Raw genomic sequence first — 20,499 nt, forward strand, 5'->3', positions numbered from 1 at the left:
CTTTTGGCACGCTGTTGAGTTCTCAAGGAACGGACGCTTCCTTCGGACCGCCTTCCAGCGGGCCCTCCGGGCGCTTCGTTCTTTCGTGTTCCCAGCTTATCAGATGTTTTCCGCTCCGTTTTCCGGGGCTTCGTCATCCAACTCACCGGTGTCTTCCGCGGCTTGACGCCCCGTCCGACGTTTCAAACTCTAGCCGATCCCCGCTCCGAAAAGCGAATCCAGCCGAGTCCGACCGCAATCCGATAAAACGCACATGCCGAATAAGCACGAGGCCGCGCCGCGAAAAGCGGAACGACCGGCGAGAACCGGAAGTGGTGTTTCAGAGGATTGGCCGCCCCGGGACCGTCCGCGCCGATGCGTGTCCGGTGCTCCCTGTCGAGCGACTAGAAAACACTACCCCTCTGCGGGGCCTGAGGCAAACCGGTCCCCGGAACGGTCCGGGTGCAGAGCGCACGGCCCTGCTTCACGTACTCGCCGTTGGGGTGGTCGTTGGTGGTGACCCAGTGCAGGGCGGTCGTCTCGTCGCGGCCGCCGTCACGATGGCGGCGGAGCAGGCGTTCCTGGCGGACGGTGTCTTCGGTGTCGACGTACCAGAGTTCGCGCAGCAACCTGCGGGCTTCCGGCCAGGGGGTGTCCGCGGAGGCGAGGTAGTTGCCCTCGGTGATGACGAGCCGGGTGTGCGGGCGGACGACGTGGCGGGCGGCGACCGGCTCGTCCAGGGTGCGGTCGAAGTCGGGGACGTAGATGTCCTGGAAACGGTCGGCGGCGACCCGGTGCAGCAGGGCGACGTACCCGTGGGCGTCGAAGGTGGCCGGGGCGCCCTTGCGGTGGCTCAGCCCGAGGCGGTCGAGCTGGGCGCCCGAGAGGTGGAAGCCGTCGAGCGGGAGGTAGGCGGCCGTACCGGTGCCTTCGACGCGTTCGACCTCGGCGACGAGGTGGCGTGCCAGGGTGGACTTGCCGGCTCCGGGCGGGCCGACAAGTCCGAGGATCGTACGGGCGTTGCTGCCCGGGCCGCGGAGGAGTCCGAGGGCAAGGGCGGTGAGGCGGTCCTCGTTCATGGCCGCACCCTACTCACTTCGCCGCGGCCCGACGGCCGGCTCAGACGACCGTAGGGGCAGGGACAGAAGAGGGAGCAGGGACGAGACCGGGCACGTCCAGGGTGAGGGTGCCGTCGTCCGCGTCGAGCAGGGCGGGGACGCCGAGCGGGACGGTGATGGTCGATGGGCAGTGGCCGAAACCCAGCTCCCAGATCACGGGCACGCCGAGCCCGCCGAGGCGGTCGAGCATCACGTCACGGACCCGTTCGGGCCGTCCGCAGCCCTCCCAGGAGCCGAGGGCTATGCCGGCCACGCCGTCGAGGGCGCCGGAGCGCAGGAACTGGGTGAGCAGGCGGTCGAGCTGGTAGGGGTGCTCGTTCACGTCTTCGAGGATCAGGATGCTGCCCGCGTAGGAGGGGCGGGCGGCGGGCGTGCCGCGCTCGGCGGCGAGGACGTGAGCGCAGCCTCCGGCGGTGACGCCGCGGGCGCGCCCGGGGACGAGTGCGGTGGCGGTGGGCGAGGTGAGGACGGTGGTGGCGGCGGGGTCGAAGAGGGTGCGGCGCAGGTGTTCGGCGGTGGGGCCGTCGTTCACGAAGGAGGAACCGGAGGCCAGCGGCCCGTACAGGGTGGCGAGGCCGAGGCGCTGGGCGAAGGCCTCGTGCAGGGAGCTGACGTCGCTGAAGCCGATGAAGGGCTTGGGCCGGGCAGCGCGCATGGCGGTCCAGTCGAGCAGCTCGACGATGCGGTGGACGCCGTAGCCGCCGCGGGCGCAGATGACGGCGTCGACGGTGGGGTCGAGCCAGGCGCTCTGGAGGTCGGCGGCGCGGTCGGCGTCGGTGCCGGCCAGGTAGCCGAGGGTGGGGTGGGTGTCGAGGACGTGCGGGGCGACGGTGACGCGCAGGCCCCAGGAGCGCAGGATCGCGCAGCCGGCGGTGAGACGCTCGGAGTCGATCGGGCCGCTGGGGGCGACGACGGCGATGTGGTCGCCGGGGCGTAGCTGTGGCGGGCGGGTCAGGCCCTGGCCGGGCGCGGTAGGTTGCTGGTCCATGGACCGGGCCTTTCGGGGAGGGGGCGGGCAGCGGGCGGCCTCGGGGTGTGGTCGAGGCCGCCCGGTGACGATATGCCCGCGGGTCGACGGGCCGATGTCCCTGGACGGGCGGACCCGGGAGGGCCCGGGCGGTTGAGGGCTCTTCAGATCGCGCCCATCACCTCCCGTACCTCGGCGAGGGTGGCGTCGGCGATGGCATTGGCCCGCTCGGCGCCTGCGCGCAGCACCTGGCGCAGGTGGCCACGGTCGGCGGCGAGGTCGGCGCGGCGGGCGCGCAACGGGCGGAAGTACTCGTTGACGGACTCGATGACGGTGCGCTTGAGGGCGGCGGCACCGCCGTCGCCGATCTCCTCGGCGATCGCCTCCGGGGCGCGGTCCTGGCAGAGCGCGGCGAGCAGGACGAGGCCGGAGACCTCGGGTCGACCGGTCGGGTCGTAGGTGATGCGGCGATCGGCGTCGGTCTTGGCGCCGCGGATGATCCGGGCAGTCTCGTCCTCGTCGGCGCCGAGGGCGACCGCGTTGCCGCGGCTCTTGCTCATCTTGCCGCCGTCGGTGCCGAGCAGCATCGGGACGTCGGAGATCAGGGCCCGGGGGCGGGGGAAGACGGCGCTGCCGTCGGCGTGCGGGTAGCGCTCGTTGAAGCGGCGGGCGACGGTGCGGGCGACTTCGAGGTGGGGCAGCTGGTCCTGCCCGACCGGGACGAGGTCGGCCTTGCAGAACAAGATGTCGGCGGCCTGGTGGACGGGGTAGGTGAACATCAGTCCGTTGACGGCGGCCTGGCTGGAGTGGGCGATCTCGTCCTTGACGGTGGGGTTGCGGCTCAGTTCGGCGACGCTCACCAGGCTGAGGAAGGGCAGCAGCAGCTGGTTGAGGGCGGGGACGGCGCTGTGCGCGAAGACCGTGGCCCGCTCGGGATCGAGGCCGGTCGCGAGGTAGTCGAGGACGAGGTTCTCGGTGTGCTCGGCGAGCCGGTCGGCCAGGTCGCGGTCGGTGATGACCTGGTAGTCGGCGACCAGCACGAACATCTCGACGCCCTGGTCCTGGAGCCGGACCCGGTTCTGCAGGGTGCCGAAGTAGTGGCCGAGGTGGAGCGGGCCGGTGGGGCGGTCACCGGTGAGGACGCGGTGGGTGCCCGGGTCGGCGCTCAGATCGGCGGTCGTCAGGACGGGGGCGCCGGTCGGCTCCGCGACGCCGTGGTCGGTGGTGGCACGGCTCGTGGTGGCGTGGGCGGTGGCGGTCATCGGGTTTCTCCCTCGGTACGGCGGTGGTGGCGGCCGTCCGGGGCGCGGGGCCCGTCCCGTGGGGAAACGCAACAGGGCCGTCCATCCCGGACGGCCCTGTTCAGGCAGGTGTGATGGCCGTCCTAGGACGGCCACCAGCACAGGCCCACGAAGCGCTTCATGGCCCCAACAATAGCGTCAGCCGTCAACTACCAAGGCAGGGGCGCCCTTGCGCGGCGTCTCGCCGTGGAAGAACTCCGTCCGCACCAGGCCGGTTGGACAAACCGACTTCTGGCGATTTCGTGCACTGCGGATGACTTTGCCCCCTTCGGCGAGCACCCCCGTTCGGAGGGCGCGGCGGACAGCGGGATAGGTTTGCCTCACCTAACCTTGGTTCCCGGGCCGACCCCCCCGCCGGCCGCCCGGTCCCGACTCTTGAAGGAGCGTCGCGTGGCCCCCGACTCCGACGGCCCGACCCTCGCCGCCCGCATCCCCAGCCGCCGCCGCTTCCTCACGGCCGGCGTGACCGGCGCCGCCGTGCTCGGCCTCGGCGGACTCCTCACCGCCTGCGGCAGCAGCGGAGGCTCGGGCGGCGCAGGCGGCAGCGGCTCGAAGCCGGGTGGCGGCTCCTCCCCCGACCAGAAGTCGGTCAAGCAGGGCGGCGACGACTACGCCACCGTCATCGAGAAGATGAAGGGCTTCGGCACCGACGCCGCCCCCGGCGTCTATCCGCGCACCGTCAGGCACGCCATGGGCGAGACCGTCATCCCCGCCAAGCCCACCCGGGTCGTGGTGCTGGACACCGGCGAGCTCGACAACGTCGTCTCGCTCGGGATCCAACCGGTCGGCGTCGTCCACACCGACGCTTCCAAGTCCCTGCCCTCCTACCTCAGGGACAAGGCCGGCGACCCGGCCGCCGTCGGTACCATCAACAGCCTCAACCTGGAAGCCGTCGCCGCGCTCAAGCCCGACCTGATCCTCGGCAGCCAGCTGCGCGCCCAGGACCAGTACGCGCAGCTGTCGAAGATCGCACCGACCGTGTTCTCGCTGCGCCCCGGCTACCCCTGGAAGCAGAACTTCCTGCTCAACGCCAGCCCCTTCGACCTCCAGGCCGAGGCCAAGGCGCAGCTCGACGCGTACCAGGCAGCCGCTGCCGCGATCGGCACCGGGCTCGGCGACAAGCGGCCCACCATCACGCCGCTGCGCTTCATGCCCGGCCGGACCAGGCTCTACGCCGAGCTCTCCTTCATCGGGACCATTTTCACCGACGTGCCCCTGCCGCAGCCGAAGATCGAGCAGGTCAAGGAGCTGGCGGTGGAGGTCAGCCCGGAGCAGATCGACAAGGCCGACGCCGACTGGATCTTCTACGGCGTCTACGGCAGCCCCGGTTCGACCAACCAGGACGCGGTGTTCGGCGGCGCGCTCTGGAAGACGCTCGGCGCGGTCAAGTCCGGCCAGGCCCGGCCGGTTTCGGACGAGACCTGGTTCCTGGGGCTCGGCGTCGCGGCCGCCAACGCGGTGCTCGCCGACCTCAAGGGCTTCGTGGCGCCCGGCAGTTGAGCCGGCGCGCCGGACAGGGGCGCCGCCGCTCTCCGTCGCTCGTCGGGTGAACCCGCCGTGCTCCCGGGCACACGCCCGGGAATGACGCTTGGAGCTGGTCGCGCGGTGCGGGAGGATCATCGGGACCGTCCCCCGAAGGGCCCGCCGATGACCTCGCTCCATCCCAGCTCCACCGACCCCGCCCTGACCGGCTCGCCCGGCTCGCCCGGCTCGCCCGGCTCGCCCGTGGACGGTGCCGACCCCTCAAGCCCGGCCGACGCACCGCCCGGCCCGTCCGTTCCGTGGGCGCCGGTCTGCTCCGTCGTGACGGCGGCCGAGGGCTGCTCGACCGGCGTGGCCGGTGCCCCCACCCGCCACCACTCGGTGCCGCAGCCGCGCACCCCGAAGGACGTCGAGACGCAGCTCCGCCGTACTTCGGCGGACGGCGATGCGACGGCGGACCGGCTCCGGGCGGCGTTCGCCGACCGGCTGCGGGCCGCCCGCGCCGAAGGACGCTCGCTCGCCGAGCTGGCGGCGGCGTGCCGGCGGTCGGTGGAGGACGTGCGGGCGCTGCTCGGCGAGGCCGGGGAGGAGGACGGGTACGGCGCCACCGGCGCCCCCTTCGACGGGGTCGGGCCGGGATTCGTCCGGTTCCAGCAGGTGGCGGCGCCGTCCGAGGGCAACCCGCCCACGCCGGTGCCGCCTTCGGCGCGCGAGTCCTCGCGTGAGCCGTCCCGCGAGCCGTCCCGCGGATCGATGCGTGAGTCGGTGCGCGGATCGATGCGCGAGTCGATGCGTGAGGAGGTGCGGAGCCTCGGCTCGCGGCGGCCCTCCCCCTCCCGGCGACTGCGCCGGATGCACCCCCAGGCCGACCGGACCGGGCAGGGGGCGACCGCACGGGAGACGGCCGCCGCCGACCCGACCGGGGCGGAGCCGCGCGGAACGGGGCGGTCGGGTGAACCGACCGGTGCGACGAGGACGGTGGCCGACGGCACGCCCCCGGCAGCCGGTACGGACGCCTGGACCGTCGTGGGGGGCGGGACCGAGGAGTCCCGGGCCGTCCCGCCGCTCGGCATCCTGATCGGCGGCAGTCCGGTCCAGTCGGAGACCGTCGGCCGTCCGGAGGAGCGGACGCCGGTCCGGGTGGCGGCGGAGCCGATCCGGGTCGGGCGCGGGACCAGCCTGGTGTTGCTGCCGTCCTGGCGTCCCGCCATCGCGGTCTCGGTCTCGACCGAGCAGTTGGTCGTCGAGACCGGCCTCACCGTCGAGCAACTGGCCGGCGCCCGGCTGACGGTGCGGATGAACCCCTGGGCACTGCACGACCGGGAGCTGGACCTGCACGGCTGGGAGCCGGGCCCGGCCGGCCCGCCCGGGCGGTCGCGGCGCGGCGGGCGCGGCTAGGGCCTGTCCGAGGGCTGGCCCGTCAGCGGGAGTTCGGGACGTAGCCGAGGTCGACGGGCACCGGAGGGCGCCCGTCGACCGCCCAGCCCGCGCGGACCGCGTCCAGCAACTCCGGGAGCCGGGGCGGCCAGAGCGCGTCGGCGTCCTCGTCGGCGAGGTCGGCCGGGGTCCACCAGCGCCAGTCGAGGATCCGGTCCTGGGCGTGCACCGCACTGACGTCGCCGACGGGGCCGCGGTGCGGTCCGTTGCTCAGGTAGATGTGCTCGTGCTGGCGGACCGGGGTGCCGTGCCAGGTGAAGTCGTGCTCCCAGGTGCAGAGAAGCGGGCCGGGTTCGAGGTCGGTCCAGCCGGTCTCCTCCCACAGCTCGCGCCGGGCACCGGCCCGAGGGGTCTCGCCCGGTTCCAGCCCGCCACCGGGCATGGTCCAGTGGACGCCGACCTCGTCGTTGTCCGAACGGAGCAGGAACACCGAGCCGTCCCGGTCCAGGACCACCGTGCGGGCGGCCTGACGGGGAACGCGTTTGCGCGGTCGCAGAAGTCTTCGCATCGGGACACTCTGACAGCGACCGACCGGGGCGTCGACCGGATTGCCGCCCCCGGCAACCGACTTGAGCCGCTTCCCGGCCCCCGGCCTGCGCCGATCCGCAGTCGCGGGCGGCCCGCCGGCCTTACCCTGACCGCCATGCCCGTACCCTCGATCCTCTTCCCCGCCGATCCGCTCAATCCGCGCCGACCCGATCCGCACTTCGCCTGGGAGGCCAGGCTGATCCGGGAGTTGGGCGGCGAAAACCTCCTGGTCGACCACGACGCGCTGCTCGCCGGACACGCCGAGGCGGCGGTCCGGTGGCTGCCCCGGGGCTGCGGACCGCTCTGGTACCGGGGCTGGATGCTCCCCTCCGCCCGGTACGCCGAGTTCGCCGCCGCACTCACCGCCCGCGGCGGCAACCTGCTGACCAGCCCGCCCGGTTACGCGTCGGCGCACGAACTGCCCGGCTGGTACGGGGTGTTCGAGGGAGCGACCCCGCCCAGCGCCTGGATCCCGACCACCGGGGCGCTGCCACCCACGCCGGAGGAGCTGGCGGAGGCCGTGGCCCGGCTCGGCGGGAGCGGGCCGGCGATCGTGAAGGACTACGTGAAGTCGCGCAAGCACGAGTGGCACGAAGCCTGCTACCTGCCGGAGTTGGCCGATCTGGCGGCCGTCGGACGGGTGGTCCGACGGTTCGTCGAGCTGCAGGGCGAGTTCCTGGCCGGCGGGGTGGTGCTGCGGCGGTACGAGGAGTTCGAGCGGGAGGGCGGGCCGAACGGCGCGGGCGGGCCGGACCGGAACGGCGGCGATGCCGCGGTCGGAACGGGTTCCGCGGGTGCCGCGGGTGCCGCGGGCGGCGAGCGGCGGGCGGTGGAGGCCCGGGTGTGGTGGCTGGACGGCCGGCCGGTCCTGGTCGGGCCGCACCCGGACGCCCCGCACCTCCAGGTCGAGCCCGAGCTCACCGAGGTCTCCGCACTGGTGCGAAGACTCGGCTGCCGCTTCGTCACCACCGACCTCGCCAGCCGGGCCGACGGGTCCGGCTGGCGGGTGGTGGAGGTCGGGGACGGCCAGGTGAGCGACCTGCCGCGCGGCATCGACGCCTCGGGGCTGCTGGCCTCGCTGATCGCCGCCTGACGGACGGACCGGCGAGTCGGCAGGGTCGGAGGTCGGCGGGGCCGGGGGGTCGGCGGGGCCGGGGGGTCGGTCCGTTCTCGGGTGGTCCGCCCGCCGCCCCCGCTGCCCCCTGCCCCGCCTGGCGGTGGCCGGGTGGTTACCCGGCGGCGACCGTCTCGGCCGGTGCCGGGTGACCGTCCGCGACGAACGCCTGCCAGAGCCGGGCGTACGCACCGTTCAGCGCGAGCAGTTCGGTGTGCGTGCCGTCCTCGACCACCCGGCCGTGGTCCAGCACGACCACCCGGTCGGCGCGTTCGGCGGTGGTCAGGCGGTGGGCGATGACCAGCGTGGTGCGGCCTCCGCTGAGCCGGTCGGCGGCCTGGTTGACCGCGGCCTCGGTGGCCAGGTCGAGCGCCGCGGTGGCCTCGTCCAGCAGCAGGATGTCCGGGTCGACCAGTTCGGCCCGGGCCAGCGCGATCAGCTGGCGCTGGCCTGCCGAGAGGTTCCGCCCGCGGCCCGCGACCTCGTGGTCGTAGCCGCCCGACAATCGGACGATCATGTCGTGGGCACCGACCGCACGGGCCGCCGCCTCCACCTCGGCCGCCGAGGCGTCCGGTCGGCCGTACGCGATCGCCTCGCGGACCGTGCCCGCGAACAGGTACGCCTCCTGGGGCACCACGCCCAGGCGGTGGCGGTACTGGGCCAGGTCGTAGCGGGTCAGGTCGACGCCGTCCACCCGGACGGTGCCCCGGGTGGCGTCGTAGAACCGGGCGACCAGCTTGACCAGCGTCGACTTGCCCGCGCCGGTCTCACCGACCAGCGCCACCGTCTGGCCGGCGGGTATCCGCAGGTCCACGCCGCTCAGCACGTCCGGGGCACCGTCCGCGCCGCCGTTGTAGGCGAAGCCGACGCCCTCGAAGCTGATCTCGCCGCGCAGTGCCTTGGTCACCGGGACCGGGTCGACCGCCTGCGCGGTGGTGGTCGGCGTGCGCAGCAGCTCGCGGATCCGGCCGAGGCCGACCGAGGCCTGCTGATAGCCGTCGAAGACCTGGGACAGCTGGTTGACCGGGGCGAAGAACAGGTCGATGTAGAGCAGGTACGCGACGAGCGCACCGACCGTCAGCGTCCCCGCGTCCACCCGGGAGGCACCGACGATCAGCACCAGGGCGGCCGCCACGCTGGAGAGGAACTGGACGAACGGGAAGTACAGCGAGATGTAGAGCTGGGCGCGGACCCGGGCCTCCCGGTAGGCGATCCCGCGGGCCACGAAGCGGTCGGTGTTGGTGTCCAGACGGCGGAAGGCCTGGACGATCCGCATCCCGGCCACGTTCTCCTGCAAGTCGGCGTTGACCGTGCTGATCAGGTCCCGGGAGCGCTCGTACTGGTCCTTGGACTTCTTCCGGAACACCAGGGTGGCGATCACCAGCAGTGGCAGCACGGCGAAGACCACCAGGGCCAGCCCGGCGTCGATGATCAGCAGGGCAGCGAAGATCCCGGCGAAGGTCAGCAGGCTGACCACGGCGGTGACCATGCCGGTCTGCAGGAAGGAGGTCAGCGAGTCCAGGTCGGTGGTCATCCGGGTCATGATCCGGCCGGTCAACTCGCGCTCGTAGTAGTCCAGGCCGAGCCGGTTGAGATGGGCGAAGATCTTGAGCCGGAGGGTGTACAGCACGCGCTCACCCGTACGGCCGCTCACCCGGTTCTCGGCACTCTGCACCAGCCAGTCCAGCAGGACGATCACCAGCGCGGCGACCGAGGCCACCGCGACGCCGGACATCAGGCCCTTGCGGACGCCCTCGTCGATGCCGTGCCTGATCAGCACCGGCAGCACCAGCCCGGCGGCCGCGTCGAGGGCGACCAGCAGGAGGGCGATGAGCAGCGGGGTGCGGAAGGGGCGTAGCAGGCGGCCGAGGCTGAAGTCGGGATCACCGGCCTCGGCCTCGGGGCGGGGCACGGCAGGGACGTCGGCGGCCGGCGGGAGGTCGGCGACCCTGGCCAGCAGGTCGGGGTCGGCGGTGCGGGCGGCCTTGGCGAGGGCGGGGGTGGGGAGCGCAGGGGTCTTCGGCTGGGGGGTCTTCGGCTGGGGCTGTTCGCCCTGCGGGGGCTGTTCGGACCGTGCCGATCGTTCGGCCTGTGCTGGTTGTTCGGACTGTGCTGGTTGTTCGGACTGTGCTGGTTGTTCGACTGGCGCGGGCTGTTCGACTGGCGCGGGCTGTCGCGCGGGCTGTTCGGTCTGCCGGCTCTGCGGCTCGGGGGCCCGGCCGGCCTCGGGGTCGGTGATCAGGGCCCGGTACTGGGGACATCGGGCTTCGAGTTCATCGTGCGTGCCGAGGTCCAGCAGCCGCCCGCGGTCCAGGACGGCGATCCGGTCGGCGAGCTGGAGGGTCGAGCGGCGGTGGGCGATCAGCAGGGTGGTGCGGCCGGTCATCACGGAGCGCAGCGCGTCGTGGATCTCCGCCTCGACCTGCGGGTCGACGGCCGAGGTCGCGTCGTCCAGCAGCAGGATCCGGGGGTCGGTGAGGATCGCCCGGGCCAGGGCGATGCGCTGGCGCTGTCCGCCGGAGAGGGTCAGACCCTGCTCGCCGACCTTGGTCTCGTAACCGTCCGGAAGGGCGCGGACGAAGTCGTCCGCCTGGGCGGCCCGGGCGGCGGCGACGATCTGCTCGTCGGTGGCGTCCGGGCGGCCGTAGGCGATGTTGGTGCGGACCGACTCGGAGAAGAGGAAGCTCTCCTCGGGGACGATGCCGACCGCCGCGCGGACCGAGTCCAGGGTGAGGTCGCGCAGATCGTGGCCGTAGAGACGGACGGCGCCGGCCGCCGGGTCGTAGAAGCGGGGCACCAGCTGGGCCACCGTCGACTTGCCGGAGCCGGACGCGCCGACCAGGGCGAGGGTCTCGCCGGGGGCCAGCTTCAGGCTGAGGCCGTGCAGGACGGGGGCGGGGTGCTCCGGGTCGTAGCGGAACTCGACCTGGTCGAACTCCAGGACGACGTCGGTAGTACGGGGCCCGGCCGAGCTGCCGGCCGACGCGTCTGCGGCGGCGCTGCCATCCGGCGCGTCTACGGCGGCGCTGCCGTCGGGGGCGAGGCCCAGGGTGAGGTCGAGGCTGAGCGCGTCCGGGCGCTCCTGGACCAGCGGGCGCTCGTCGATCAGCTGCAGGACGCGCTCCACGCCCGCCCGGGCCTGCTGGCCGACCGTGATCACCATGGTCAGCATCCGCACCGGCCCGGTCATCTGTGCCACGTAGGTGGAGAAGGCGACGAAGGTCCCGAGCGAGACGCTCCCGTCGACGGCCAGCCAGCCGCCGAAGGCCAGCACCGCGACCTGGGCGAGGGCCGGGATCACCTGCATCGCCGGGTTGTAGCGGGCGTTGAGTCGTATCGACCGGAGCCGGGCGGCGAACAGGTTGCGGGAGGCCAGCTCCAGCTTGTCCTGCTCCTGCGCCTCCTGGCCGAAGCCCTTGACCACCCGGACGCCGCCGATCGCACCGTCCACCACACCGGCGACGGCGGCGGCCTCCTGCTGGGCGGCCCAGGTGGCCGGGAACAGGCGCTTGCGGCTGAGCACGCTGACCCACCACAGCGCGGGGGCCATCACCAGGGCGATCAGGGTCAGCGGCGCGGAGAGCCAGACCATCACGGCGACCGACATCACGAACATCAACAGGTAGCCGGTCATCATCGGCAGCATCGACAGCAGGCCGTTGATCAGCTGGAGGTCCGAGGTCGCGCGCCCCACCACCTGGCCGGTGTCCAGGCGGTCCTGGCGGTGACCGTCCAGCCGGCCGAGCGAGCGGAACAGGTCGCTGCGCATGTCGTGCTGGACGTCGAGGGCGAGCTGACCGCCGTAGTAGCGACGGATCTGGGTGCAGCCGAAGACCACGACGGCGGCGAGCAGCAGCACCACCGCCCAGGGGGTCAGCGAGCGGGTGTGGGCGACGATGACGTCGTCGATGATCAACTTGGTGACCAGCGGCACCAGCGCGGTGACGGCCATGCCGAGCAGCGAGGCGCCGAAGGCGAGCAGCAGGCTGCGGCGGGACCGCCAGCTGTAGCCGATCAGGCGGCGCAGCCAGCCGTCGGCCTCAGCGGGCGTGGCCAGGCTCGGGCCGGCGTCCGCGGTATTGCCGGTGCTGTCGCTCGGCTCCGGGTTCCCGTTCTGCTCCGGGTTCCCGTTCTGCTCCGCGTTCCCGTTCTGCTCGGGGCGCGCGTCGGCAGTCTGCGGGCTGTCGCCGGAGCCCTCCCGGTCGGGGCCGGGGGCCGGTGAGCCGCTCGGGGATTGCTCCACCATGGATCCGTGAGTCTCGGGCATATTTAGGGATGCTAACCATTTCGTCGGGTGACCGCCATGACTTTTCCGGCCGCACGAGGCGTTCCGGGCTGGTTCCGGGGCGGCCCGGATCGTCCGGTCCGGCGGACTGGGCAACAGTCCACCGCCTGCGGTGATTCCCAGTCGAACGCAGCTGCGACTCATCGGCCCGCCCTTGCTTCAAGGGTCGCCCGACGAACCGCCGCACGCCCAGTGGACCGGGGGCGGGCGGGCGCCGTCCTTTTGGCCTAGGGCCGGCGGAGGGCCAGCGGATGCGGCGGGGGGAGAGAGATCGGCCGGACGCTCGACCTCAGGCCGAGTCGGACACGGGACCGGCCGACCCGGAAGCGCCCCCAGCGGCCGAGCCGGTGGCCACGGGGCCGGCTTCAGGGGAGTCCGCGGCCGCGGAGTCCGCGGCGGCTGCGAAGGCGCCGTGGGCGAGGGTGTGCAGCAGCGCGGCCATGCCGTCGCGCTGCAGACCGGTGCGCTCGCCCTGGGCCGGGTGCGGGCCGAGGCTGTGCGGGGTCGAGTTGATCAGGCCGAACACCGCGTGCACGGCGGCCCGCGCCATCGGCTCGGCCGCGGGGGCGGCGAGCGACGGGTGGGCCTGCCGGACCACGTCCACCCACAGCTCGACGTAGCCGCGCTGGAGGCGCCGCACCGTGCGCCGGTCCTCCTCCTTGAGGTTCAGCAGCTCACGGTCGTGCAGCGTGATCAGGTCGCGGTCGTTCAGGGCGAAGTCGACGTGGCCGCTGATCAGCGCGTCCAGCGTGGCAGCCGGACCGTCGCCACCGCCCGCGCGGCGGCGCCCCTCCTCCAGCAGTCGCTCGCTGATGCCGATCAGCAGGTCGGCCAGCATCGCGTCCTTGCCGGCGAAGTGGCGGTAGAGGCCGGGGCCGCTGATACCGACGGCCTTGCCGATCTCGTCCACGCCCACACCGAGGAAGCCCCGGGCGGCGAACAGCCGCGCCGCCTCCCGGCGGATCTGGTCGCGGCGTGGGAGCGCGGAGGCTGCGGGGACGTTCGGCATGCTGCCCATCGTAGACAGTCGGGTTATCGGCCGTTAACCTGGCGGCGTAAGTTAACGTTAATTAACGTGGGGATCACGGGCGAACCGCACTCGGCCCGCCCACCTGCTGCCGAGGGCAAGGGAGCTCTTGGGAATGGTCATCTCAACCACCGGCGCACCCTCCGGCGTCCGGCTCAGCGCAGCGACTGGCACGGCGACGGCACCGGGTGCCGTACCGCCGGGAGCCGCCGCTCCGGCGCCCCGGCTCGGCACCTCCGCCGACCCGGGTTCCGCGGCCTACCGGGCCAACACCGAGGCGCACCAGGCGCTCGTCGCCGAACTGCGCGCCAAGCTCGACGCCGCCGCCCTCGGCGGAGGCGCCAAGGCCCGCGCCCGACACACGTCGCGCGGCAAGCTCCTCCCCCGTGACCGGGTGGACACCCTGCTCGACCCGGCCTCGCCGTTCCTGGAGCTGGCCCCGCTGGCCGCCGACGGGATGTACGACGGCGCGGCGCCCGCGGCCGGGGTGATCGCCGGCATCGGTCGGGTCGCCGGACGCGAGGTGGTGGTGGTCGCCAACGACGCCACCGTCAAGGGCGGCACCTACTACCCGATGACGGTGAAGAAGCACCTGCGCGCCCAGGAGGTCGCGCTGGAGAACCGCCTCCCCTGCATCTACCTGGTGGACTCCGGCGGCGCCTTCCTCCCGATGCAGGACGAGGTCTTCCCCGACCGGGACCACTTCGGCCGGATCTTCTACAACCAGGCCCGGCTCTCGGCCGCGGGCATCCCGCAGATCGCCGCCGTGCTGGGCTCCTGCACGGCCGGCGGCGCGTACGTCCCGGCGATGAGCGACCAGGCGGTGATCGTCCGCAACCAGGGCACGATCTTCCTGGGCGGACCACCGCTGGTGAAGGCCGCCACCGGCGAGGTGGTCACCGCCGAGGAGCTGGGCGGCGGCGAGCTGCACTCCCGTACCTCGGGCGTGACGGACCATCTGGCCGAGGACGACGCCCACGCCCTGTCCATCGTCCGCACCATCGTGTCCGGGCTCGGCCCGCGCGCGGCCAGGCCGTGGCCGCTCGTCCCGGTCGAGCCGCCGACCGTCGACCCGGCCGGCCTGTACGGCGCCGTGCCGGTCGACCCGCGCACGCCCTACGACGTGCGCGAGGTGATCGCCCGGCTGGTCGACGGCAGCCGCTTCGCCGAGTTCAAGGCCGAGTACGGCGCGACCCTGGTCACCGGCTTCGCGCGGATCCACGGCCACCCCGTCGGCATCGTCGCCAACAACGGCGTGCTGTTCTCCGAGTCGGCCGTCAAGGGCGCCCACTTCATCGAGTTGTGCGACCAGCGCGGCATCCCCCTCCTCTTCCTGCAGAACATCACCGGTTTCATGGTCGGTCGGCAGTACGAGGCGGGCGGCATCGCCAAGCACGGCGCCAAGATGGTCAACGCCGTCGCCTGCACCCGGGTCCCGAAGCTGACCGTGGTGATCGGCGGCTCGTACGGAGCCGGCAACTACTCGATGTGCGGCCGGGCGTACTCGCCCCGCTTCCTGTGGATGTGGCCGGGCGCCAAGATCTCCGTGATGGGCGGCGAGCAGGCGGCCTCCGTGCTGGCCACCGTCCGCCGTGACCAGTTGGAGGCGCACGGCGAGGAGTGGCCGACCGAGGCGGAGGAGGAGTTCAAGCGCCCCGTCCGCGAGCAGTACGAGCGCCAGGGCAACGCCTACTACGCCACCGCCCGGCTCTGGGACGACGGCGTGATCGACCCGATGGACACCCGCACCGTCGTCGGCCTCGCCCTCACCGCCTGCGCCAACGCCCCGCTGGCACCGCCCGCGCCGTACGGCGTCTTCCGCATGTGACGCCGCACGCCGGTCGCGCCGCCTCCGCCGGCCGCCCCATGACCGCTTCGATGTGATCCCTCTCTTCCGGGTGTGACTTCCGGGGCGCCGGTCCGACGACCGGGCCTGCGCCCCGACCGCCCACCGCCACCTCCTTCTTACGGCTCCCCTCGACCCGGAGGAACGCCTCCCATGTTCGACACAGTTCTGGTCGCCAACCGCGGCGAGATCGCGCTGCGGGTGATCCGCACCCTGCGGCGGCTCGGTGTCCGCTCGGTCGCCGTGTTCAGCGACGCGGACGCCGACGCCCCGCACGTCCGCGAGGCCGACGTCGCGGTCCGCCTCGGCCCGGCCGACCGCAGCGACAGCTCGGCGGCCGAGACCTACCTGCGCACCGACCAGATCCTCGCCGCCGCCCGCCGCACCGGCGCCCAGGCCGTCCACCCCGGTTACGGCTTCCTCGCCGAGAACCCCGGCTTCGCCCGCGCCTGCGCCGACGCGGGCCTCGTCTTCATCGGACCACCTCCCGGTGCCGTCGAGCTGATGGGTGACAAGATCAACGCCAAGGAGGCCGTACGGGCCGCCGGCGTCCCGGTGGTCCCCGGCAGCCAGGCCACCGCGCCCACCGACGAGGAACTCGTCGCCGCCGCCGACGAGATCGGCTACCCCGTCCTGCTCAAGCCCTCCGCGGGTGGTGGCGGCAAGGGCATGCGCCTGGTGCGGGACCCCGCCGACCTGCCCACCGAGATCAGCGCCGCCCGCCGCGTCGCCCGGACCGCCTTCGGTGACGACACCCTGCTGCTGGAGCGCTGGGTGGACCGGCCGCGCCACATCGAGGTGCAGGTGCTCGCCGACGCCCACGGCACCACCGTCCACCTCGGCGAGCGCGAGTGCAGCCTCCAGCGCCGCCACCAGAAACTGATCGAAGAGGCTCCCTCCGTTCTCCTCAATGCCGAGACCCGCGCCGCGATGGGTGCCGCGGCCGTCCGCGCCGCGGAATCCTGCGGCTACACCGGGGCCGGCACCGTGGAGTTCATCGTCCCCGGCATCGACCCGGACGCCCTCGCCTCCGCCGCCGAGGGGGTGCGGGACTTCTTCTTCATGGAGATGAACACCCGCCTCCAGGTCGAACACCCCGTCACCGAACTCGCCGTCGCCGTCGGTCCGGACTCGGCCCGACTGGACCTGGTCGAGTGGCAGCTGCGCGTCGCCGCGGGCGAGCCGCTCTCCTTCACCCAGTCCGACATCTCCTTCCTGGGCCACGCCATCGAGGCCCGCATCTGCGCCGAGGACCCGGAACGGGACTTCCTGCCCACCGGCGGTCGCATCCTCGCCCTGGACGAGCCCCTGGGCGAGGGCATCCGCGTCGACTCCGGGGTCGCCCCCGGGACCGTCGTCACCAGCGCCTACGACCCCATGCTCGCCAAGGTCATCGCGTATGGGCCCGACCGCCCGACCGCGCTGCGCCGGCTCCGCGCCGCGCTGGCCGACACCCGCATCCTGGGCGTCACCACCAACACCGGCTTCCTGCGCCGACTGCTCGCCCACCCCGACGTCGTCGCCGGCCGACTGGACACCGGCCTGGTGGAACAGACGGCCCAGCAGCAGCCCGCCCTGCTCGTCGCGCCTCATTCCCCGTCGAACGCGGCGCCGCCCACCGAGCCCGCCACCGCCGGGGCCGCGGACTCCGCCGCACCCGCGGACCGGCCTGCGGACGGCAGCGACACCCCGGCGACCGGATCCCCGTCACCTGCCCACCTCCTCTACTACGCGGCCGCGCTGGCACGGCACCTGGACCTCACCCCGGCCGCCGACCCCGGCGGCTGGACCGACCCGTTCTCCTTCCCCTCCGGCTGGCGCCTGGGCGGCACCCCCGCCTGGACCACCCACCGACTCCGTACCCCCGGCCAGGACCCGGTTTCGGTGTGCATCCGTTCGATCACTGCGGGCAACGTAACCGAGGCCACTGACAATTCCCCCGGGCCCACCCGCGAGGTGGAGCTCCGGCTCGACGCCGGCCCCGTGCACCGGGCCCGGGCGACCCTGGCCGCGGACCGGCTGCACCTGACCGTCGACGGCCTGCAGACCGCCTTCGCACTGGCCACCGACGCCACCCCCGGCCTCCCGGCCGGTCCGGTGACCTGGCTCGGCATCGAGGGCGACGCCTGGCCGATGCACGCCTACGACCCGGTGGTCGAGAGCGCCGCCGGTGCCGCGGCCCACCACGGCGCCCTGACCGCCCCGATGCCCGGCACCGTCACGGTCGTCAAGACCACGGCGGGCGAGGCGGTCCGCAAGGGCCAGCCCCTGCTCGTGCTGGAGGCCATGAAGATGGAACACGTGATCGCCGCGCCGCACGACGGCGTGGTGGCCGAGCTGCGGGCCACCGCCGGCGCCACCGTCGCGATGGAGGACCTGCTGGTCGTGGTCGCGCCGGCCGAGGAGGCCGCCGAGCTCGCGGAGGTGCGGTCGTGACGTCCCAGGAGAGCACCGCCCGGGCGACCGCCGCCCAGGACGGTGCCACGCACGAGCCCGACGCCCTCGACCTCGGGCTGCCCGACCCGGTCCGCGCTCCCGGCCTGCCCGAGGAGGTCCGGATCCACGAGGTCGGGCCGCGCGACGGACTGCAGAACGAGGGCTCCCTGGTGCCCGTCGAGGCCAAGGCCGAGTTCATCGGCCGACTCGCCGCCGTCGGACTGCGGACCGTCGAGGCGACCAGCTTCGTTCACCCGAAATGGGTACCCCAGCTGGCCGACGCCGAGGAGCTGATGCCCCGGCTCGCCGACCTGCCGGGGCGCCACCCCGGGCTGCGGCTGCCGGTGCTGGTGCCCAACAAGCGCGGCCTCGACCGAGCGCTCGCCCACCACGCCACCGACATCGCGGTGTTCGCCAGCGCGACCGAGACCTTCGCCCGGCGCAACCTGAACCGCTCGGCGGACGAGGCCATGGAGATGTTCCGCCCGGTCGTGACCCGGGCCACCGAGGCCGGGGTCACGGTCCGCGGCTACCTCTCGATGTGCTTCGGCGACCCCTGGGAGGGTCCCGTCCCGGTCGACCAGGTGGTCCGCTACGGCGTCCAGCTGCTGGAGATGGGCTGCGCCGAGCTGAGCCTCGGCGACACCATCGGCGTGGCCACCCCGGGCCAGGTCAGCGCCCTGCTGGCCGGCTTCGCCCGGGCCGGCGTGCCGGTCGGCAGTCTCGCCGTGCACTTCCACGACACCTACGGCCAGGCGCTCAGCAACACCCTGGCGGCGCTGCGCGAGGGCGTCACCACGGTGGACGCCTCGGCGGGCGGCCTGGGCGGCTGCCCGTACGCGAAGAGCGCCACCGGCAACCTGGCCACCGAGGACCTGGTGTGGATGCTGCACGGGCTCGGCATCCGGACCGGTGTCGACCTGCGCGCGCTGGTCGCGACCAGCGGCTGGATGGCCGGACGCCTCGGCCGCCCGAGCCCCTCCCGCACCGTCCGGGCGCTGCTCGGCGCCACCCGGGGCTGACCCCGCTCCGCCCCCACCAACCGGCGCCGGCCGCCCCGTTCGCTCCGGCCGGCGCCGCCACCGCGTTCATCCCTCAACCACACCGTGCGACCGTCACACCGTCAGACGGACGCCGGTCATTCCGCTCATGCCCGCGGCCACCCCGGCCGGGCACCAGGAGGATCAGATGCTCGACCACCGACTCAGCAGCGAGTACGAGGAACTGCGGCGCACCGTCGCCGAGTTCGCCCAGGACGTGGTGGCGCCGAAGATCGGCGAGTTCTACGAGCGGGAGGAGTTCCCGTACGAGATCGTCCGCGAGATGGGACGGATGGGCCTGTTCGGCCTGCCCTTCCCGGAGGAGTACGGCGGCATGGGCGGCGACTACTTCGCCCTCGGCCTCGCCCTGGAGGAACTCGCCCGCGTGGACTCCTCGGTGGCGATCACCCTGGAGGCCGCCGTCTCGCTCGGCGCGATGCCGATCTACCGGTTCGGCACGGAGGAGCAGAAGCGCGAGTGGCTGCCCCGGCTGACCTCGGGCGAACTCCTCGGCGCCTTCGGCCTCACCGAGCCGGAGGGCGGCTCGGACGCCGGTGCCACCCGCACCACCGCGCGCTACGACGAGACCACCGACGAGTGGGTCATCAACGGCACCAAGTGCTTCATCACCAACTCCGGCACCGACATCACCGGACTGGTCACCGTCACCGCGCTCACCGAACCGATCGCTCGTTCGAGTGAAGAGGGCGAATTCCGCTCGCCCGTGCGGGAGATCTCCTCCATCATCGTGCCCACCGGGACCCCGGGGTTCCAGGTCTCGAAGAAGTACTCGAAGGTCGGGTGGAACGCATCCGACACCCGCGAACTGTCCTTCACCGACTGCCGCGTTCCCGCGGCCAACCTGCTGGGCGAGCGTGGCCGAGGCTACGCCCAGTTCCTGCGGATCCTCGACGAGGGCCGCATCGCGATCGCGGCCCTGGCCACCGGCCTGGCCCAGGGCTGCGTCGACGAGTCCGTCAAGTACGCCGGCACCCGACGGGCCTTCGGCCGCCCGATCGGTGCCAACCAGGCCATCCAGTTCAAGCTCGCCGACATGGAGCTGCGCGCCCACACCTCCCGCCTGGCCTGGCGGGACGCCGCTTCCCGGCTGCTGCACGGCGAACCGTTCAAGAAGGAGGCCGCGATCGCGAAGCTGTACTCGTCCGAGGCCGCCGTCGACAACGCCCGCGAGGCGACCCAGATCCACGGCGGGTACGGCTTCATGAACGAATTCCCGGTCGCCCGCTTCTGGCGCGACTGCAAGATCCTCGAGATCGGGGAGGGCACGTCTGAGGTCCAGCGCATGCTCATCGCCCGGCAGCTCGGCGTCACGTCGTGACGGCCACGTCGTGACGATCACGTCGTGACGGCCACTTCCTGAACCGAGCCCGCCGGGTCAACTCACCTGCCCACAGCCGGTGTTGTGGAGCGGCAACCCTCAGGGGATCACGATCACCGGGCGGTTGGCCCGCCGCGCCAGCCGCCCGGAGACCGAGCCGAAGATCTTGCCGAGCAGGCCGTGCGTCGTGCCGACGACGATCGCGTCGGCGGCGTACTCGCGGCCGACCTCCTCGATCTCGTGGCAGATGTCGCCGCCCCGCTCGATCAGGATCCACGGCACCCCCGCGAGGAAGTCCGCGCACGCGAGTTCAAGCCCGAGGACCTCCGTGCGGTGGTCCGGGAGGTCGACGAAGACAGGAGGTTCACAGCCCGCCCAGACCGTGGCGGGCAGGCGGTTGGCGACGTGCACGATCACCAGGCCGCACTGCGACCGGCGGGCCATGCCGACCGCGTAGGCGAGGGCTCGCTCGCTCGACAGCGAGCCGTCGAAGCCGACCACGACGCCGTGCTGGAACACCGGATCGAGGGAGTGCCCGGGCGCCTCCTCCGCCGACGACCCGGTGTGCCCGCCGACGGCGCCGGACGTCGTGTCCGGACG

Annotated in this window: 13 protein-coding genes and 1 pseudogene; 7 read left to right on the forward strand and 7 right to left on the reverse strand. The window is 73.1% G+C overall.

Annotation, left to right across the window (positions count from 1 at the left end):
* Positions 1–383: 383 nt before the first annotated feature.
* From ACH4J0_RS20005 to trpS, 3 genes are all read right to left on the reverse strand, one after another.
* On the reverse strand, positions 384–1,058 hold the full coding sequence (locus ACH4J0_RS20005) for a nucleoside/nucleotide kinase family protein (RefSeq protein WP_396241847.1): 675 nt from the start codon (positions 1,056–1,058) through the stop codon (positions 384–386).
* Between the two features lie 40 nt (positions 1,059–1,098).
* A complete protein-coding gene (locus tag ACH4J0_RS20010) occupies positions 1,099–2,085 on the reverse strand; it encodes an LD-carboxypeptidase (RefSeq protein ID WP_396241849.1) in 987 nt (328 codons plus the stop codon).
* A 143-nt stretch (positions 2,086–2,228) separates the two neighbouring features.
* Complete coding sequence (gene trpS / locus ACH4J0_RS20015) at positions 2,229–3,326, reverse strand: tryptophan--tRNA ligase (RefSeq protein ID WP_396241851.1); 1,098 nt, start codon at positions 3,324–3,326, stop codon at positions 2,229–2,231.
* A 468-nt stretch (positions 3,327–3,794) separates the two neighbouring features.
* Between trpS and ACH4J0_RS20020 the strand changes: the two genes are divergently transcribed.
* Positions 3,795–4,865 (forward strand): ABC transporter substrate-binding protein, encoded by a 1,071-nt coding sequence (locus ACH4J0_RS20020; protein ID WP_396242054.1) that lies wholly within the window; start codon positions 3,795–3,797, stop codon positions 4,863–4,865.
* A 147-nt stretch (positions 4,866–5,012) separates the two neighbouring features.
* Positions 5,013–6,245, forward strand: a complete 1,233-nt coding sequence (locus tag ACH4J0_RS20025; RefSeq protein WP_396241853.1) for a hypothetical protein — start codon at positions 5,013–5,015, stop codon at positions 6,243–6,245.
* Between the two features lie 22 nt (positions 6,246–6,267).
* Here the strand turns inward: ACH4J0_RS20025 and ACH4J0_RS20030 are convergent, their stop codons facing one another.
* A complete protein-coding gene (locus ACH4J0_RS20030; RefSeq protein WP_396241855.1) occupies positions 6,268–6,792 on the reverse strand; it encodes an NUDIX hydrolase in 525 nt (174 codons plus the stop codon).
* Between the two features lie 135 nt (positions 6,793–6,927).
* Here ACH4J0_RS20030 and ACH4J0_RS20035 point away from each other — a divergent pair, with 135 nt between their 5' ends.
* A complete protein-coding gene (locus tag ACH4J0_RS20035) occupies positions 6,928–7,905 on the forward strand; it encodes an ATP-grasp domain-containing protein (RefSeq protein WP_396241857.1) in 978 nt (325 codons plus the stop codon).
* Between the two features lie 136 nt (positions 7,906–8,041).
* Here ACH4J0_RS20035 and ACH4J0_RS20040 read toward each other — a convergent pair whose 3' ends face one another.
* Positions 8,042–12,193, reverse strand: a complete 4,152-nt coding sequence (locus ACH4J0_RS20040; protein WP_396241859.1) for an ABC transporter transmembrane domain-containing protein — start codon at positions 12,191–12,193, stop codon at positions 8,042–8,044.
* Positions 12,194–12,500: 307 nt separating this feature from the next.
* Positions 12,501–13,220 (reverse strand): TetR/AcrR family transcriptional regulator, encoded by a 720-nt coding sequence (locus ACH4J0_RS20045; protein WP_396241861.1) that lies wholly within the window; start codon positions 13,218–13,220, stop codon positions 12,501–12,503.
* A 133-nt stretch (positions 13,221–13,353) separates the two neighbouring features.
* Here ACH4J0_RS20045 and ACH4J0_RS20050 point away from each other — a divergent pair, with 133 nt between their 5' ends.
* The 4 genes from ACH4J0_RS20050 (at position 13,354) to ACH4J0_RS20065 (ending at position 19,899) form a co-directional block, all read left to right on the forward strand.
* The gene (locus ACH4J0_RS20050; protein ID WP_396241863.1) at positions 13,354–15,066 is read left to right on the forward strand and encodes a carboxyl transferase domain-containing protein; all 1,713 of its coding nucleotides are present in this window, start codon (positions 13,354–13,356) and stop codon (positions 15,064–15,066) included.
* A 171-nt stretch (positions 15,067–15,237) separates the two neighbouring features.
* Positions 15,238–17,520: a biotin carboxylase N-terminal domain-containing protein gene (locus ACH4J0_RS20055; RefSeq protein ID WP_396241865.1), complete on the forward strand. Its 2,283-nt coding sequence runs from the start codon at positions 15,238–15,240 to the stop codon at positions 17,518–17,520.
* 77 nt (positions 17,521–17,597) lie between these two features.
* A complete protein-coding gene (locus ACH4J0_RS20060; protein WP_396242055.1) occupies positions 17,598–18,542 on the forward strand; it encodes a hydroxymethylglutaryl-CoA lyase in 945 nt (314 codons plus the stop codon).
* A 166-nt stretch (positions 18,543–18,708) separates the two neighbouring features.
* Entirely contained in the window at positions 18,709–19,899 is a 1,191-nt protein-coding gene (locus ACH4J0_RS20065) for an acyl-CoA dehydrogenase family protein (RefSeq protein ID WP_350504891.1), read from the forward strand.
* A gap of 99 nt (positions 19,900–19,998) precedes the next feature.
* Here ACH4J0_RS20065 and ACH4J0_RS20070 read toward each other — a convergent pair.
* Positions 19,999–20,451: pseudogene (locus ACH4J0_RS20070) on the reverse strand (universal stress protein); the annotation flags it as partial.
* Between the last annotated feature and the right edge of the window lie 48 nt (positions 20,452–20,499).

Source organism: Kitasatospora sp. NPDC017646 (assembly GCF_044329365.1).
Lineage (GTDB): Bacteria > Actinomycetota > Actinomycetes > Streptomycetales > Streptomycetaceae > Kitasatospora.

Bases quoted from the DNA above. Each gene is read 5' to 3' on its own strand.
- ACH4J0_RS20005 (WP_396241847.1), bottom strand. From the start codon at position 1,058: ATGAACGAGGACCGCCTCACCGCCCTTGCCCTCGGACTCCTCCGCGGC.
- ACH4J0_RS20010 (WP_396241849.1), bottom strand. From the start codon at position 2,085: ATGGACCAGCAACCTACCGCGCCCGGCCAGGGCCTGACCCGCCCGCCA.
- trpS (WP_396241851.1), bottom strand. From the start codon at position 3,326: ATGACCGCCACCGCCCACGCCACCACGAGCCGTGCCACCACCGACCAC.
- ACH4J0_RS20025 (WP_396241853.1), top strand. From the start codon at position 5,013: ATGACCTCGCTCCATCCCAGCTCCACCGACCCCGCCCTGACCGGCTCG.
- ACH4J0_RS20030 (WP_396241855.1), bottom strand. From the start codon at position 6,792: ATGCGAAGACTTCTGCGACCGCGCAAACGCGTTCCCCGTCAGGCCGCC.
- ACH4J0_RS20035 (WP_396241857.1), top strand. From the start codon at position 6,928: ATGCCCGTACCCTCGATCCTCTTCCCCGCCGATCCGCTCAATCCGCGC.
- ACH4J0_RS20040 (WP_396241859.1), bottom strand. From the start codon at position 12,193: ATGCCCGAGACTCACGGATCCATGGTGGAGCAATCCCCGAGCGGCTCA.
- ACH4J0_RS20045 (WP_396241861.1), bottom strand. From the start codon at position 13,220: ATGCCGAACGTCCCCGCAGCCTCCGCGCTCCCACGCCGCGACCAGATC.
- ACH4J0_RS20050 (WP_396241863.1), top strand. From the start codon at position 13,354: ATGGTCATCTCAACCACCGGCGCACCCTCCGGCGTCCGGCTCAGCGCA.
- ACH4J0_RS20055 (WP_396241865.1), top strand. From the start codon at position 15,238: ATGTTCGACACAGTTCTGGTCGCCAACCGCGGCGAGATCGCGCTGCGG.
- ACH4J0_RS20065 (WP_350504891.1), top strand. From the start codon at position 18,709: ATGCTCGACCACCGACTCAGCAGCGAGTACGAGGAACTGCGGCGCACC.